Annotated in this window: 16 protein-coding genes; 3 read left to right on the top strand and 13 right to left on the bottom strand. The window is 56.8% G+C overall.

Features of this window, described 5'->3' with window-relative positions; genetic code table 11:
• Positions 1–12: 12 nt before the first annotated feature.
• Positions 13–1092: an alanine racemase gene (gene alr, locus EAE_RS08680; protein ID WP_015704045.1), complete on the bottom strand. Its 1080-nt coding sequence runs from the start codon at positions 1090–1092 to the stop codon at positions 13–15.
• 30 nt (positions 1093–1122) lie between these two features.
• Positions 1123–2538, bottom strand: coding sequence for a replicative DNA helicase (gene dnaB, locus EAE_RS08675; protein WP_015368755.1), 1416 nt, complete (start codon positions 2536–2538; stop codon positions 1123–1125).
• Positions 2539–2590: 52 nt separating this feature from the next.
• Between dnaB and EAE_RS08670 the strand changes: the two genes are divergently transcribed.
• Positions 2591–3574 carry a quinone oxidoreductase gene (locus EAE_RS08670; RefSeq protein WP_015704044.1) on the top strand — a complete coding sequence of 328 codons (984 nt, stop codon included), beginning with the start codon at positions 2591–2593 and terminating at the stop codon, positions 3572–3574.
• Between the two features lie 193 nt (positions 3575–3767).
• Here the strand turns inward: EAE_RS08670 and pspG are convergent, their stop codons facing one another.
• The 3 genes from pspG to EAE_RS08655 form a co-directional block, all read right to left on the bottom strand.
• Positions 3768–4010 carry an envelope stress response protein PspG gene (gene pspG, locus EAE_RS08665; protein ID WP_015368757.1) on the bottom strand — a complete coding sequence of 81 codons (243 nt, stop codon included), beginning with the start codon at positions 4008–4010 and terminating at the stop codon, positions 3768–3770.
• A gap of 140 nt (positions 4011–4150) precedes the next feature.
• On the bottom strand, positions 4151–5149 hold the full coding sequence (gene dusA / locus EAE_RS08660) for a tRNA dihydrouridine(20/20a) synthase DusA (RefSeq protein WP_015704043.1): 999 nt from the start codon (positions 5147–5149) through the stop codon (positions 4151–4153).
• Between the two features lie 102 nt (positions 5150–5251).
• Positions 5252–5740 (bottom strand): cupin domain-containing protein, encoded by a 489-nt coding sequence (locus EAE_RS08655; RefSeq protein ID WP_015368759.1) that lies wholly within the window; start codon positions 5738–5740, stop codon positions 5252–5254.
• A gap of 114 nt (positions 5741–5854) precedes the next feature.
• Here EAE_RS08655 and zur point away from each other — a divergent pair, with 114 nt between their 5' ends.
• Positions 5855–6370, top strand: a complete 516-nt coding sequence (gene zur, locus EAE_RS08650; RefSeq protein ID WP_015368760.1) for a zinc uptake transcriptional repressor Zur — start codon at positions 5855–5857, stop codon at positions 6368–6370.
• An 80-nt stretch (positions 6371–6450) separates the two neighbouring features.
• Here the strand turns inward: zur and EAE_RS08645 are convergent, their stop codons facing one another.
• From EAE_RS08645 to EAE_RS08630, 4 genes are all read right to left on the bottom strand, one after another.
• On the bottom strand, positions 6451–6660 hold the full coding sequence (locus EAE_RS08645; protein ID WP_015704042.1) for a CsbD family protein: 210 nt from the start codon (positions 6658–6660) through the stop codon (positions 6451–6453).
• Positions 6661–6834: 174 nt separating this feature from the next.
• Positions 6835–8160 carry an MATE family efflux transporter DinF gene (dinF, locus tag EAE_RS08640; RefSeq protein WP_015704041.1) on the bottom strand — a complete coding sequence of 442 codons (1326 nt, stop codon included), beginning with the start codon at positions 8158–8160 and terminating at the stop codon, positions 6835–6837.
• Between the two features lie 98 nt (positions 8161–8258).
• The gene (gene lexA, locus EAE_RS08635; RefSeq protein ID WP_015704040.1) at positions 8259–8867 is read right to left on the bottom strand and encodes a transcriptional repressor LexA; all 609 of its coding nucleotides are present in this window, start codon (positions 8865–8867) and stop codon (positions 8259–8261) included.
• Between the two features lie 122 nt (positions 8868–8989).
• Complete coding sequence (locus EAE_RS08630) at positions 8990–9358, bottom strand: diacylglycerol kinase (RefSeq protein WP_015368764.1); 369 nt, start codon at positions 9356–9358, stop codon at positions 8990–8992.
• A 130-nt stretch (positions 9359–9488) separates the two neighbouring features.
• Here EAE_RS08630 and plsB point away from each other — a divergent pair, with 130 nt between their 5' ends.
• Entirely contained in the window at positions 9489–11912 is a 2424-nt protein-coding gene (gene plsB / locus EAE_RS08625; protein ID WP_015368765.1) for a glycerol-3-phosphate 1-O-acyltransferase PlsB, read from the top strand.
• A gap of 52 nt (positions 11913–11964) precedes the next feature.
• Here the strand turns inward: plsB and ubiA are convergent, their stop codons facing one another.
• From ubiA to EAE_RS08605, 4 genes are all read right to left on the bottom strand, one after another.
• Positions 11965–12834, bottom strand: a complete 870-nt coding sequence (ubiA, locus tag EAE_RS08620; RefSeq protein WP_015704039.1) for a 4-hydroxybenzoate octaprenyltransferase — start codon at positions 12832–12834, stop codon at positions 11965–11967.
• A gap of 12 nt (positions 12835–12846) precedes the next feature.
• On the bottom strand, positions 12847–13344 hold the full coding sequence (gene ubiC / locus EAE_RS08615) for a chorismate lyase (RefSeq protein ID WP_015704038.1): 498 nt from the start codon (positions 13342–13344) through the stop codon (positions 12847–12849).
• A 188-nt stretch (positions 13345–13532) separates the two neighbouring features.
• Positions 13533–14471 carry a maltose operon protein MalM gene (gene malM / locus EAE_RS08610; RefSeq protein ID WP_015704037.1) on the bottom strand — a complete coding sequence of 313 codons (939 nt, stop codon included), beginning with the start codon at positions 14469–14471 and terminating at the stop codon, positions 13533–13535.
• A 107-nt stretch (positions 14472–14578) separates the two neighbouring features.
• Positions 14579–15877 (bottom strand): maltoporin, encoded by a 1299-nt coding sequence (locus EAE_RS08605; RefSeq protein ID WP_015704036.1) that lies wholly within the window; start codon positions 15875–15877, stop codon positions 14579–14581.
• Positions 15878–15886 lie beyond the last annotated feature (9 nt).

The following is a 15886-nucleotide window of genomic DNA, read 5'->3' as shown; positions in this document are numbered from 1 at the left end:
CACTGACCGTAGTTAGTCGAGGTAACGGATAGCCAGCCTGGAGGTCAGGCGAGTGATAAGTTCGTAAGCACTCACTTTCGTTATTTCCGCGATGCGCTCAACGGGGAGCCCTTCTCCCCATAACACAACCGGATCGCCGGCTTGATCCTGCGCCTGAGGGCCGAGGTCAACGCAAATCATATCCATCGCCACGCGGCCGACTATCGGCACTTCGCGGCCGTTGACCAGCACCGGCGTGCCGGAGGGCGCGGCGCGTGGATAGCCATCGCCATAGCCCATCGCCACGACGCCGAGGCGGGTATCGCGCTCGCTAATCCAGGTGCCGCCGTAGCCCACCGGCTCCCCGGCTTTATGCTCGCGCACCGCAATCAGGCTGGAGGTCAGCGACATGACCGGCAGGCAGCCGAAATCCTCACCGGTAGAGTGGTTCTCCAGCGGCGAAACGCCATAGAGAATGATGCCCGGCCGCGCCCAGTCGAAATGCGACTGCGGCCACAGCAGGATCCCGCCCGAGGCGGCAATAGAACGCAGCCCCGGCTTACCTTCGGTAAAGGTGGTGAAAATATCCAGCTGACGCTCGGTCGCGCCGCATTCAGGCTCATCGGCGCGAGCGAAATGGCTGACGATATTCACCGGCTGGCGGACATTTTTGCACCGGCTTAGCCGCTGATAAAACGCTTCGGCCTGTTCCGGCAGTACGCCAAGGCGATGCATACCGGTATCCAGCTTCATCCAGACGGTAACCGGTTCGGCCAGTTCCGCTTGTTCGAGCGCCGCCAGCTGTTCCGGGCTATGTACCACGGTATGCAGGCGCTGCGCGGAAATCAGCGCCAGATCCGCCGCTTCAAAGAAACCTTCCAGCAGCAATATCGGTTGGGTAATCCCCCCTTCACGCAGGCGCAGCGCCTCCTCCAGGCGGGCGACGCCGAAGGCATCGGCGTCGGTCAGCGTTCGCGCGGTCTCAAGAAGGCCGTGTCCGTAGGCGTTCGCTTTCACCACCGCAACCAGTTTGCTGGCAGGAGCCAGTTCACGCAGGCGTTGCAGGTTGTGTCGCAGAGCGCGGCGGTTGATAACTACAGTTGCCGCTTGCATTTGAATTCCTTAAAAAAGACAGACGGAGGTTTACTCATCGTCATACTGAGGGCCGGCATAATTATCGAAACGCGACCACTGGCCGTTAAAGGTCAGTCGTACCGTACCGATGGGGCCGTTACGTTGTTTACCAATGATAATTTCAGCAATACCCTTTAAATCGCTGTTCTCGTGATAAACCTCATCACGGTAGATGAACATGATTAAGTCGGCATCCTGTTCAATAGAGCCGGATTCACGCAGGTCGGAGTTGACCGGGCGTTTATCGGCGCGCTGTTCCAGAGAGCGGTTCAGCTGCGACAGCGCCACCACCGGCACCTGCAACTCTTTTGCCAGCGCCTTCAGCGAACGGGAGATTTCGGCGATCTCCAGAGTACGGTTGTCGGAGAGCGACGGTACGCGCATCAGCTGCAGGTAGTCGATCATGATAAGGCCGATACCGCCGTGCTCGCGGGCGATACGTCGGGCGCGCGAACGCACTTCCGTCGGCGTCAGGCCGGAGGAATCATCAATATAAATGTTCCGTTTTTCCAGCAAGATACCCATAGTGCCGGAGATACGCGCCCAGTCTTCATCGTCCAGTTGGCCGGTACGGATACGAGTCTGATCGACACGCGATAGCGAGGCCAGAGAACGCATCATGATCTGCTCGGAGGGCATCTCCAGACTGAAGATCAATACCGGTTTATCCTGCAGCATCGCCGCATTTTCCACGAGGTTCATCGCAAATGTCGTCTTACCCATCGAAGGACGCGCGGCGACGATAATCAGATCCGAAGGTTGTAGCCCGGCGGTCTTTTTGTTGAGGTCGTCATAGCCGGTATTCACCCCGGTGACGCCATCGTGCGGCTGTTGGAACAGTTGCTCAATACGGGCGACGGTGGCATCGAGCACATCGGCGATGTTCTTCGGCCCTTCATCTTTGTTGGCGCGGCTTTCGGCAATTTTAAATACCCGCGATTCCGCCAGATCCAGCAGATCCTCGCTGGTGCGCCCCTGGGGGTCGAAACCGGCTTCGGCGATTTCGTTGGCCACCGAAATCATTTCACGCACCACTGCGCGTTCGCGCACGATGTCGGCATACGCGCTGATGTTCGCCGCGCTTGGCGTATTTTTGGAGAGCTCGGCCAGATAGGCGAAGCCACCGACGCTATCCAGTTGCCCCTGACGCTCAAGCGATTCGGCGAGGGTGATCAGGTCAATCGGGCTACCTGACTCTTGCAGGCGCGCCATCTCGGTAAAGATATGACGATGCGGACGGGTATAGAAATCTTCCGACACCACCCTTTCGGCGACGTCGTCCCAGCGCTCGTTATCCAGCATTAAACCGCCCAACACCGACTGTTCCGCTTCAATCGAGTGCGGCGGGACTTTCAACCCGGCGAGCTGCGGATCGCGTTCGCGAGGTTCTGTCTGTGGTTTGTTGAAGGGTTTATTTCCTGCCATAGTGAATGGAGTTACCTGTAAATGAGAGACACAAAATTATAAAGGAGTTCACATGGCAACACGAATTGAATTTCCCGCGCATGGAGGCCCCGAGGTGCTGCATGCGGTCGAGTTTACCCCCAACGATCCTGCCGAGCACGAAATCCAGGTAGAAAATAAAGCCATCGGTATCAACTACATCGACACCTACATCCGCAGCGGCCTGTATCCGCCGCCCTCGCTGCCGAGCGGTTTGGGCACCGAAGCCGCCGGTATCGTCAGTAAAATCGGCAGCGGCGTTAAACATATCAAGGTTGGCGATCGGGTGGTGTACGCCCAGGCCGCGCTTGGCGCTTATAGCTCGGTGCATAACGTGCATGCCGATAAAGCGGCGATTTTACCCAATGCGATTTCCTTTGAGCAGGCCGCCGCCTCGTTTCTTAAAGGATTGACGGTATGGTATCTGCTGCGCAAAACCTATGAAATAAAAGCCAACGAGACCTTCCTGTTCCATGCGGCGGCGGGCGGCGTGGGGCTGATTGCCTGCCAGTGGGCGAAAGCGCTGGGGGCGAAACTTATCGGCACCGTCGGCAGCGAGCAAAAAGCGCAGCGCGCCCGGCAGGCCGGCGCCTGGGAAACCATTAACTACCGCGAAGAGAATATTGCCGAGCGCGTCAAGGCGCTGACCGGCGGCAAAAAAGTCGCCGTGGTTTACGATTCCGTAGGTAAAGATACCTGGGAGGCCTCGCTCGATTGTCTTCAGCGGCGTGGGCTGATGGTCAGCTTCGGCAATTCATCTGGCCCGGTAACCGGCGTGAATTTGGGTATCCTCAATCAGAAAGGCTCACTCTATGTGACCCGCCCTTCTCTGCAAGGCTACATCACCAACCGGGAAGAGCTGACGGAAGCCAGCAACGAGCTATTTTCGCTGATCGCCAGCGGCGTGATCAAAGTCGATGTGGCGGATAATCAGAAATACGCCCTGCGTGACGCCCGGCGCGCGCATGAGATTCTGGAAAGCCGGGTGACCGAGGGGTCGAGCCTGCTGCTGCCGTAACGGGGTGAGATCGCCAGAAAAGTTTAGGGCCTCCTGACGGAGGCCCTGACTTTTTTTGTTCGGCTGTATGTAGGGTACAGCGCGATGAATTCGTTATCGCGCTAATAGTGACAGATTTAATACGCAATGCCTACGCTGTTTTATGCAAAATTACTCAGGTTGTGACATACCGCTCAATACCCAAAATGTTGGCTTAATAGCGCCAGCGATCTTCACGACGATAGCGGGTGGTCGTCGGCGATTTCATCGCCCGAATGACCCATACGACAGCCACCGCCAGCAGCAGCCAGGGTAGCAGTTTAAACATTAATGCGAACAGGCCGCCGAAGAACATCAACGCCGTGGCGACAACCAGCGCGGCAATAATGCCAAGCAGCGAGATGCCGGTGACCAGCAACATGACAAAAAAGCCAATAACAAATAAGAGTTCCAGCATGGTCTTCTCCCGAAAAAATAACCAGATAGCTGATTAGCTATTTCAAGAATCATGCCAAATATAACTTATTGAATAATAACAAAACGTCCTGCAGCAATAGCGCAGGGCGTGGCGAAAAAGACCAGGTTTTAGCGAAAAAATTAACGCTTATCGGCAACCAGCTTCAGCGCGTGTTCCAGAACATTGATATCGGCGCCAGCTTTATGCGCATTCTCGCTCAGGTAGCGGCGCCATTGACGCGCCCCAGGGATCCCCTGGAACAACCCCAACATATGGCGGGTAATATGGCCAAGATAGGTGCCGTTGCTGAGCTCACGCTCGATATAGGGGTACATTGCGCGCACCACCGCCACCGGATCGGCATCCGCGCCGTCGACGCCGAATATCTCGCGATCCACAGAAGCCAGAATGCCCGGATTTTGATAGGCTTCACGCCCCACCATCACGCCATCCATGTGCTCAAGCTGCTGTTTGGCCTCTGCCAGAGATTTAATTCCGCCGTTAATCGCCATCGTCAGATGCGGAAAATCACGTTTCAGTTGCCAGACGCGCGGATAATCCAGCGGCGGGATTTCACGGTTCTCTTTCGGGCTCAGGCCGGAAAGCCAGGCTTTACGGGCGTGAATGATGAACATCTCACACTCCCCTTTGCCGGAGACGGTCTCAATGAAATCACACAGGAATTCATAGCTATCCCGATCGTCAATGCCAATACGGGTTTTTACCGTTACCGGGATCGACACCACGTCGCGCATCGCTTTGATGCAGTCCGCCACCAGCGCGGCATTGCCCATCAGACAAGCGCCAAACATCCCGTTCTGCACGCGGTCAGAGGGGCAGCCGACGTTGAGGTTAATCTCGTCATAGCCGCGCGCCTCGGCGAGCTTTGCGCATTGCGCCAATGCCGCAGGATCGCTCCCCCCCAGCTGCAGCGCTACCGGATGTTCTTCTTCGCTATAGGCCAGATAGTCGCCTTTACCGTGAATAATCGCGCCGGTAGTGACCATTTCGGTATACAGCAGAGTATGGCGCGACAGCAGACGCAGGAAATAGCGGCAATGTCTGTCGGTCCAATCAAGCATGGGCGCGATAGAAAAACGGTGGGCGGCAAAAGCGGTAGACGTGGATTCTGGCATCATGGCGAATAAATAAGCATCCGGGTAAAAAGGGGCGCTACTATAGCACAAACACAAACCACGGCGCATAGCGTCGAACGCCACGCGCCATGGTCAAAATGTTGCCTATATTTTACGCGGTTTACCGTCGTGCGGGCCAAAGAACTGCGGAGGGTGATCCACCCAACGGTCCTGGCGAGTCGCTGCATAGCCCGGGTTCAGCGGATAGTAAATACGGTTGTGCTTTTTATTTGCCTCGCCAACGACCAGCAGTCGCACCTCCTGCTCGGTATTATTCAGGAAGGTATGACATACGCCAGTTCCCGCCGGAAAGCCGACGCTATCGCCCGGTTCCAGCTTCCATAGATAGCCATTGATCCAGACTTCCGGAAAGCCTTCCAGCACGTAGATAAACTCTTCTTCATCGCTTTCCGCGTGCGGATAAGAGGTTCTGCGTCCCGGCGGTAAACGTTCATGATGGATGCCCAGCCGATTTAGCCGTAGGCCGCGGGCAAGAGGCGCGCCAATAGAAAAAAGCTCGTGACTATCGGGGTAGGTGGAATCATCCGCACCTTCCAGTTCGCGCCAATGTCGAATGCAATCAGGTCGTTTCATCGTTTTCTCCCGAAAATGAGATACATCAGGTATAGCAAAGCTTGCAGGTTCTCGGCGTTTTACCTGGTTCGTGATAAAGTAACAGTTTCAACATCACGCAACCAGAGGATGCTCATGGATAACACCACTTCGCAAGAAATGTTAGCGCAGGCTGAAAAGCTTTGCGTGCAACGTGGCGTACGCCTGACCCCGCAGCGTCTGGAAGTGTTGCGTCTGATGAGCCTGCAGCAAGGGGCGATTAGCGCCTACGATCTGCTGGATCTGCTGCGTGAAAAAGAGCCGCAGGCGAAGCCGCCGACGGTCTATCGCGCGCTGGAGTTTCTGCTGGAGCAAGGTTTTGTGCACAAAGTGGAATCGACCAACAGCTATGTGCTGTGCCACCTTTTCGATCAGCCAACCCATAGTTCGGCGATGTTTATCTGCGATCGCTGCGGCGTGGTCAAAGAAGAGTGTGCGGAAGGCGTAGAGGATATTATGCATACGCTGGCGGCCAGAATGGGCTTCGCTCTACGGCATAATGTGATTGAAGCGCATGGCCTGTGCGCGGCGTGCGTGGAAGTCGAAGCCTGCAGTACTCGCGAACACTGCCATCACGATCATACCATCCAGATTAAAAAGAAAGCCCGCTGAGTCGGGCGACATCAGCGGGAAGCTACGGCATATCACTATGCCGTTAGACAGGCATAAACAGGGGGTCAAAACCGCGTTCGCTACCAGCGCGTATCGTTCTTACGCTCCCAGTCAGACACCTCTTTTTCGGCCTGATCTTTGGCATAGCCGTAGCGTTCCTGAATTTTACCGACCAACTGGTCGCGCTTCCCTTCGATGACCGTCATATCGTCATCGGTCAGCTTACCCCACTGTTCCTTGGCTTTACCTTTCAACTGTTTCCAGTTACCGCTGATTTCGTCTTTATTCATCATTACGTCCTCATCATTCGGTGGGTTAACAGCCCGTTTTGTTCCGGACATGGTAATAACTATAGATGACAATGCTGGCACCGATTCGTTATTCGGAATTTTTAACCATCAGGTCGATTGAAAACGCTGGGGGATTTTCCCGGCTCGCGCTACGCTGAGCCGGGCTTTTTACATTCAGGAGGGTGAGTTAAACCAGGTGCCACGCTGCCAGTGGCGGCGCCAGATGAGCGCCAGCGAAAGCCCACGCAAAGCCAGGAACACGGCCAGCGCCAGCCACAGGCCGTGATTGCCGAGCATGGGCACAGAGAGCAACGTCACCGCAAACCCCGCAGCGGCAACCGCCATGCTATTACGCATCTCCGCGCCGCGCGTCGCGCCGATAAACATGCCATCCAGCAGATAACACCAAACGCCAATCACCGGTAGGATCATCTGCCAGAACAGATAGCGGTCTGCCAGCTGCTGCAATGATGGGATAGAGGTCAATAGCGCGATGATATGCTCACCGGCCACGCTGTAGATTAACGCGAACGCCAGCGCTACCATTCCCGACTGCCGACAGGCAGCGCGCCAGACTTCCAGCAGTTGGCTACCGTCACGCGCGCCGTAGGCTTGCCCGGAATGAGCTTCGACGGCATAGGCAAAACCGTCCAGCGCGTATGCGGTAAAGGTCAGCATGGTCATCAGTACCGCATTGACCGCCACCACGTCGCTGCCAAGACGGGCGCCGAAGACGGTGATGGCGCCAAAGCAGAGCTGCAGCAGCAGCGAGCGCAGCATGATGTCGCGGTTAAGCGCCAGCAGGCGCCGCATATTGCCGCGCCACGCCTCCTTCAACATGGCATACGTCACGCCACGCAGCGCCAGCACCCGTTTCGCCATCAGCAGGCCGATGATAAAGGTGGCGTATTCCGACAGCGCCGTCGCCAGCGCCGCCCCCTGCACGTTCATATGCAGCCCCATCACCAGCCACAGATCGAGCACGATATTCAGCACGTTGCCGACCACCAGCAGGATGACCGGGGCGCGAGCGTACTGCACGCCAAGCAGCCACCCTAACAGCACCAGGTTGGCCAACGACGCTGGGGCGCTGAGCCAGCGGATTTCCAGGAACCGCCTGGCCTGTTCCAGTACCGCCTCGCTGCCGCCGACGATATGCAGCGCGAGGTCAATGAGCGGCATGCGGAACAGAACGATGAGCAGCCCGGCGGCCAGCGCCAGGATCAGCGGTTGCACCAGCGCGCGCGCCAGGCGCTGCGGATCTTTGGCGCCATAGGCCTGAGCGGTTAAGCCAGTGGTGCTCATTCGCAGGAACAGCAGCAGCATAAAGAGGAAACTGGTGGCCGTCGCACCGACGGCAACGCCGCCAAGATAGACGGGGCTATCGAGATGACCGACAACGGCGGTATCGACCAGCCCTAACAGCGGAACGGTGATATTGGAGAAAATCATTGGTAGCGCGAGGCGCCACAATGCTTTATCGGCGGCGTTGAGCAGCATGAAGAGGGACCAGACAGAGGAGGAACATCGCAGCGTCATGCATCATGCATCATGCATCATGCATCATGCATCATGATGACGCTGCGTTAAGACGGGAGTTACAGCCACTCACCGTTACGGATCACGCCGACGGCCAAACCTTCAATGGTGAAGCTCTGCTGGCGCAGATCGACGACGATTGGGGAAAACTCGCTGTTTTCCGGCAGCAGTTCAACGACGTTGCCCTGCTTTTTCAGACGCTTAACGGTCACTTCTTCATCGATACGCGCGACAACCACCTGGCCGTTACGCACGTCCTGAGTTTTATGCACCGCCAGCAGATCGCCGTCGAGGATACCGATGTCTTTCATCGACATCCCGCTTACGCGCAGCAGGAAGTCGGCATTCGGTTTAAACATCGCCGGATCAACCTGGTAGTGACCCTCAATATGCTGCTGCGCCAGCAGCGGCTCGCCGGCGGCAACGCGGCCAATCAGCGGCAGGCCATGTTCTTCTTCCGTCAGCAGACGAATGCCGCGGGAAGCGCCGGAGACGATTTCAATCGCGCCTTTACGCGCCAGCGCTTTGAGGTGTTCTTCCGCCGCGTTTGGGGAACGGAACCCCAAGCGCTGAGCAATTTCCGCACGCGTCGGCGGCATGCCCGTTTGGCTGATGTGATCCCGGATGAGATCAAACACCTCTTGCTGCCTGGTCGTTAACGCTTTCATTCCGCCCCCTGGGTGTATATACAGTTATGCTGTGAGTATATACAGCTAATGGTGATTTTGGAACCACATATCATATAAAAATCAGGAGATTCTTTCCGTTTCGCGAGCGTTGCCGACAAGACTTAACGGTAATGCGACCACAGCAGCATGGCCCAGGTGATCAGCGCGATGATTATCGCCAGTAGTACCGCTGCCGACCCCATATCCTTGGCGCGCCCGGAAAGTTCATGGTGTTCAGGCCCGATACGATCAACCACCGCTTCAATCGCGCTGTTAAGAATTTCGACTATCATCACTAACAGGACCGAGCCAATAAGCAGGACTCGCGTAATGACATCGACATCCAGCCAGCAGGCTATCGCCACGGCCACAATAGCGGCGACCCCTTCCTGACGGAAAGCGGCTTCATTAACCCATGCCGCGCGGAAACCTTTCCAGGAATAACCTGCTGCTTTAATGATTCTGGTTAACCCAGTGGTATTATTGGCCATCAAAAAGAACCTTTTAATGTAAATGACGTCGCTGAGTGTACGTGTTTGCCGTGTGACAACGGAAATTTTGTACGCTTTCTGTTATTCTTGCCGCGCATTTGCATGATTAACCAGAGGCTTCACATCGTTTATGTCCGGCTGGCAACGAATTTACTATAAATTACTGAATTTACCATTACGGGTGCTGGTAAAAAGCAAGTCTATTCCGGCAGAACCTGCTCAGGAATTAGGGCTCGATACCTCGCGTCCGATAATGTACGTCTTGCCTTATAACTCCAAGGCGGACCTGCTGACCCTGCGCGCCCAGTGCCTGGCGCATGATTTACCCGACCCTTTTGAACCGCTGGAAATCGACGGCACACTGCTGCCGCGCTACGTTTTCATCCACGGCGGCCCGCGCGTGTTTACCTACTACACGCCGAAAGAAGAGTCCATCAAGCTATTCCACGACTACCTGGATCTGCACCGTAACCATCCCGACCTCGACGTGCAAATGGTACCGGTGTCGGTCATGTTCGGCCGCGCGCCGGGTCGTGAAAAAGGTGAAGAGAATCCGCCGCTGCGGATGCTTAACGGTATTCAGAAATTCTTCGCCGTCTCCTGGCTTGGCCGCGATAGCTTCGTGCGTTTCTCGCCGTCGGTCTCTCTGCGCCGCATGGCGGATGAGCACGGGACCGATAAAATCATCGCCCAGAAGCTGGCCCGCGTGGCGCGTATGCACTTCGCCCGTCAACGTCTGGCCGCCGTCGGCCCGCGCCTCCCTGCCCGTCAGGATCTTTTCAACAAGCTGCTGGCGTCGAAAGCTATCGCCCGCGCGGTAGAAGATGAAGCGCGCAGCAAGAAGATTTCTCACGAGAAGGCCCAGCAGAACGCCATTGCGCTGATGGAAGAGATTGCCGCTAACTTCTCTTATGAAATGATCCGCCTGACTGACCGTATTCTGGGCTTTACCTGGAACCGTCTGTACCAGGGGATTAACGTGCACAATGCCGAGCGCGTACGCCAGCTGGCGCATGACGGCCATGAGATTGTCTATGTGCCTTGTCACCGTAGTCACATGGACTACCTGCTGCTCTCCTATGTGCTCTATCATCAGGGGCTGGTGCCGCCGCATATCGCTGCCGGCATAAACCTCAACTTCTGGCCGGCTGGGCCGATTTTCCGCCGCCTGGGCGCTTTCTTTATTCGTCGTACTTTTAAGGGCAACAAGCTCTACTCCACGGTATTCCGCGAATATCTTGGCGAGCTGTTCAGCCGTGGTTATTCGGTGGAATACTTTGTCGAAGGCGGGCGTTCCCGTACCGGCCGTCTGCTGGATCCGAAAACCGGCACCCTGTCGATGACTATCCAGGCGATGCTGCGCGGCGGTAGCCGCCCCATCACGCTGGTGCCGATTTATATCGGCTACGAGCACGTGATGGAAGTGGGTACCTACGCCAAAGAGCTGCGCGGCGCGACAAAAGAAAAAGAGAGCCTGCCGCAGATGATGCGCGGTCTCAGTAAGCTGCGTAATCTTGGCCAGGGCTACGTTAACTTCGGTGAACCGCTGCCGCTGATGACCTATCTCAATCAGCACGTGCCGGAATGGCGCGAAGCCATCGATCCTATCGAAGCCGTCCGCCCTTCCTGGCTGACGCCGACGGTGAATAATATCGCCGCCGACCTGATGGTGCGCATCAACAATGCCGGGGCAGCTAACGCCATGAACCTGTGCTGTACGGCGCTTCTGGCGTCACGTCAGCGTTCTTTGACCCGTGAGCAGCTAACCCAACAGTTGGATTGCTACCTCGACCTGCTGCGTAACGTGCCGTACTCCACCGATTCGACCGCGCCGACGGCTTCCGCCAGCGAGCTTATCGACCACGCGCTGCAGATGAACAAGTTCGAAGTCGAGAAAGACACCATCGGCGATATCATCATCCTGCCGCGCGAGCAGGCGGTGCTGATGACCTACTATCGCAACAACATCGCCCATATGCTGGTGATGCCATCGCTGCTGGCCGCTATCGTGACCCAGCATCGCCGCATCTCCCGTAGCGAAGTGCTGCGTCATGTCGAGATGTTCTATCCGTTCCTGAAAGCCGAACTGTTCCTGCGCTGGGAAAAAGAAGAACTGGCGGGCGTTATCGATGCGCTGATGGCAGAGATGCAGCGTCAGGGGCTGGTGGTGCTGAATGGCGATGAGATGAGCGTCAATCCGGCGCACTCTCGTTCCCTGCAGCTGCTGGCCGCCGGCGCGCGCGAGACGTTACAGCGCTACGCGATCACCTTCTGGCTGCTGAGCGCCAACCCGTCCATCAACCGCAGTACGCTGGAGAAAGAAAGCCGCACCATGGCGCAGCGTCTGTCGGTACTGCACGGTATCAACGCGCCGGAGTTCTTCGATAAGGCGGTGTTCAGTACCCTCGTGCTGACCCTGCGTGACGAAGGCTACATCAGCGATACCGGCGATGCCGAGCCGGCAGAGACCCTGAAGGTCTACCAGATGCTGGCGGATTTGATTACGTCGGATGTACGTTTGACGATTGAAAGCGCCGCTCAGGACGACGCATAACGTTGCGGCTTCTGTTCCCCGACTCGCGCCGCGAGCCGGGGAACAGAAGGATTTACTGCAGGTAACTCATCGCCAGACCGAGAAACAGCACCAGCCCAACGTAGTTATTATTCATAAACGCTTTGAAGCAGTTATCGCGTTCGCGCTTGAAGATAAGTTTCTGCTGCCAGACAAACAGTCCTGCCGCGATAAACAGCGACCAGTAAAACGCCCAGTTCAGCCCATTCAGCCAGCCTATCGCTCCCATCAATACCAGCACGGCAACCTGCAGAATACCGATAATCAAACGATCGTTTTCGCCGAATAGGATCGCCGTCGACTTAATGCCGATTTTGACATCATCGTCGCGATCGACCATCGCGTACTGGGTGTCGTAGGCTACCGCCCACAAAATATTGGCGAGGAACATCAGCCAGCAGCTGAGCGGCAGCGCTTCACTTACCGCCGAGAACGCCATCGGGATCGACCAACCAAAGGCCGCGCCCAGCACCACCTGCGGCAGATGGGTGTAGCGCTTCATAAAGGGGTAGACCCAGGCCAGCGCCAGCGCCGCGACCGACAGCAGGATGGTCATGGTATTGAGCGTCAGCACCAACAGGAAGGAGAGCCCCACCAGCACCGCGAATAATATGCGCGCCTCTTTTTCCGTGACCTCGCCGCTTGGTAACGGCCGGCGAGCCGTACGCTTAACGTGACCATCAAATTTACGGTCGGCATAGTCATTCACGACGCAGCCGGCGGCGCGCATCAACCAGACGCCAGCGACAAATACCGCCAGAATCCACAGCGGCGGCACCCCGGGCGAAGCCACCCATAACGCCCACAGCGTCGGCCACAGCAGCAATAGCGCGCCGATTGGTTTGTCAGTACGCATCAGGCGGTGAAACGCCAACAGCTTATTCTGCGTCAGACTCCACTCCATTTTCTCTTCCTCTTAATACAATGGCGATGCAGGCAGAAAAAGCTCTGTCAGCAGCAGCGGTTTGCCGCTCAGCCGGAGACGGGAACGTCGCCCCCACAGCTGTGCACTACGGCCAATCTCAATAAAATCACGGGTTAACGTCGACGACGTAAACAGATACCGGCCCAGCGGCGTCTGCCCCAACTGCTGCAGGGCTAATTCCGGGCCGCATAGCGTCGATTCCGGCACGAGAGTACGACCGGCAAGCCAGGGTTCGCCATCGGCGCAAAGAATGATCTCCCGCAGCCAATACCGCGCCTCTTCCGGCAGCAGGGCTTCTTCGCCCGCCAGCGCGTCGCGCCCGACGAAACCTTCGTTAATCATGGTCACGGTGACCTTTTTCCCTTGTTGCTCAAAGCGTTTGGTCATTGAGTCTTCCAGCAACAGCCAGTCGCGCAGCGGCGCGTCCAGCTCGGGTATGGCGGCAAAATAGCGCAGCGCACGCAGTTGCGTAAGCGCAGGATGTGGCATGCCTGATTCTCCGGTACAAAACGTGCAGGCATTGTATCGCAGAATAGCGTTTTGAGGGCGGGCAAACGTCAATATACGATCATCCGCGCAACAGGCATGCAACAGTTGCCGCTGCGCGATAAAAAAAAGTGCGTCCAGGCGGACGCACCTAAAGGCTGTGCCTAAACATCAGCATTGTGGGGAGACGGTCACCCCTTGCCTTTTACACTGCTGATAAAGGTGGAACGAGCAGATTTCGAGCCGAGGCGTTCAGCTTCGTTCATCAATTTCAGGGCTTTGTCGATATCACCTTGTTTCACCGCCTGCTTAATACCGTTGTTGAAGTAGGTTTCGGTATCGTCAAGCATCGGTTCGCTTTTGGCTGCTGGGGCTGGCGCGGCTACCGGCGCAGCGGCCGGGGCGTTATAGACCGGCGCCGCGGTATTGCCGACGGTCACCGGGCCCGGGCCGGAGGAGCCGAACAGTGGGCCCACCAGCACGCTGGAACTCGAAGACGTTTTCACCTTCAGGCTCAAGGTGCCGTCAGTGGTATGTTTAGCAATCGGATCCGGAATGTCCGGCACCGCGTTACCGGTGCCTTTCGCGTAGGCTTTCGCCGGGTCGATTAATTTGGTGGTCTGCTGCAGATCCTGCGGAGTGGTAAACACCAGCACATAAATTTTCTGCTGTCCCAGCGCCGGCGTCAGGCGCATTACCCCTTCCAGGCGGTCGGCGCTCATCACGCCCGGCTCCAGATAAGTGAAATAGCTGCTCGGGAAGAAGGCGGACGGCGTCATGCTCTGATCGAGGATCAGGACATTTGGCGCGTAGACGCTAGTCTGTTTGTCGACTTCGCTGGTCAGCGTCAGAGTTAACTCGCCGATATTGGCCGGTACGCTATAGGCCACCACCGGCCCGGCGATACCGGGGACATTCAGCGTTTGACCGGCGACCGCCACTTTAGAAGTTTGGGTTTTCGATTGATCGACAGGCGTCCAGGTCAACTGCTGCAGCGAGGAGGCCGGGATTGACGGCGCGGCAGAGGTATTCTGCGGCACGAAATTGACATCAGCAAAACTGACTGCGGGTACGCTGGCCAGCAGGCCGGCGGACAGGCAGAGGGCAACGAGACTTTTCTTCATATTCATTGTTATCACCTCAATTCCTATGGCCGAGCGTTAGCCAGGCAATAGCGCGCTGGGCCGAAAACAGAGGGGCTGCTGCCCCTCTTTTACTCATCATGATGCGGATTGCATTACCACCAGATTTCCATCTGGGCGCCGAAGGTCCACTCATCGTCGTCGCCGCGGCTGGAAGTGTTGATGCCGGTACCAGAGGTATCGCGCATGGCGACGCCGCTATCGGTGTAACCCCACTTCTCATCCCACTTCGCGTAGGTGGCGAACAGACGAATTGCCGGACGAGACCAGATGCTGTCGCCCGCCTGCCACTGTTGCGCCAGGGTAATTTTGTACTGGTTGTTGCTGTCGCCGGTTTTCTGCGATTTGACGTTGTCGTAGCCGACTTCCAGCAGGGTGCTCATGATCGGCGTCCATTTGTACATAGGACGTACGCCGACGGTCCACCATTTGGTACCGTTGTTGTTGTCCAGGTTGACGTCCTGGTACATGGCGACGTACATCATGTCCCAATCGTCCGCCAGAGAGACCGCGCCGTGGTCAAGCACACGCCACATGGAACCATCATTATTTATGCTGCCGCCCTGCGGTACGCCTTTACCGTTGGAGGTCATGGCGTCGGTCGCGTACTGCAGAACAAATTTGTTGTAGCCTTTCAGGATGCTCTGGGTATGTTCAGCGGTGAACATCCAGCCATCTTTCGATGCATCCGGCTGCAGGTAGTAGTCATCCGGCACGTTGGTGTGACCATAGTCCACGCCCAGCTCCAGCGTACCGCCTGGGTTGGTTTCCATCTGCGCTAAACGCACATCGAAGACGTCGTTCGGTACCAGATGATCATAAACGCGTTCGCCAGTCAGCGGATCGCGGTCAGCATAGGTTGCCGAGCCGCCGGATTCAGAAGAACGAGTGGCGGCCAGAGAGAGTTTACCGAAGCCCAGATCGATGTTTTCGATACCGGCGCCAGGACCGGAAATATCCCAGTAGTAGAAGTCGATCATGTGAACGTCATGACGCTGATAGAAGCGCTTACCGGCCCACAGGGTTGAACCCGGCAGCCAGTCGATCAGGTTTTTACCCTGCACGTTAACTTCACGGAAGGCCGGGCTGGTAGATTCCCAGTCGTTCTGCTGCGATACCGAGTAGGCAACGTTGGTATCGAAGTAGAAGCTCTTATCGCCCTCTTTCCACACTTCCTGGCCCAGTTTCAGTTCAGCGTAAGTTTCACATTCGTTACCGAGACGGTATTTACTTTGAGCGCCAGTGGCCTGGAAGCACTGCTGTTCGCCGCCGCTGCCGGTCCAGCCAATACCGGAACGCGCGTAGCCGTGGAAATCGACAGCCAGCGCCTGGGCAGACATCACGCCCGCCGCAACGGCTACCGCCAGTGGAAGTTTGCGCAGAGTAATCATCATTCTATCTCC

Origin of the sequence: Klebsiella aerogenes KCTC 2190 (genome assembly GCF_000215745.1) — a bacterium.
GTDB classification, from domain to species: Bacteria; Pseudomonadota; Gammaproteobacteria; order Enterobacterales; family Enterobacteriaceae; genus Klebsiella; species Klebsiella aerogenes.
The sequence above is the reverse complement of the archived record's forward strand: the minus strand, read 5'-3'. Positions and strand labels throughout refer to the sequence as shown.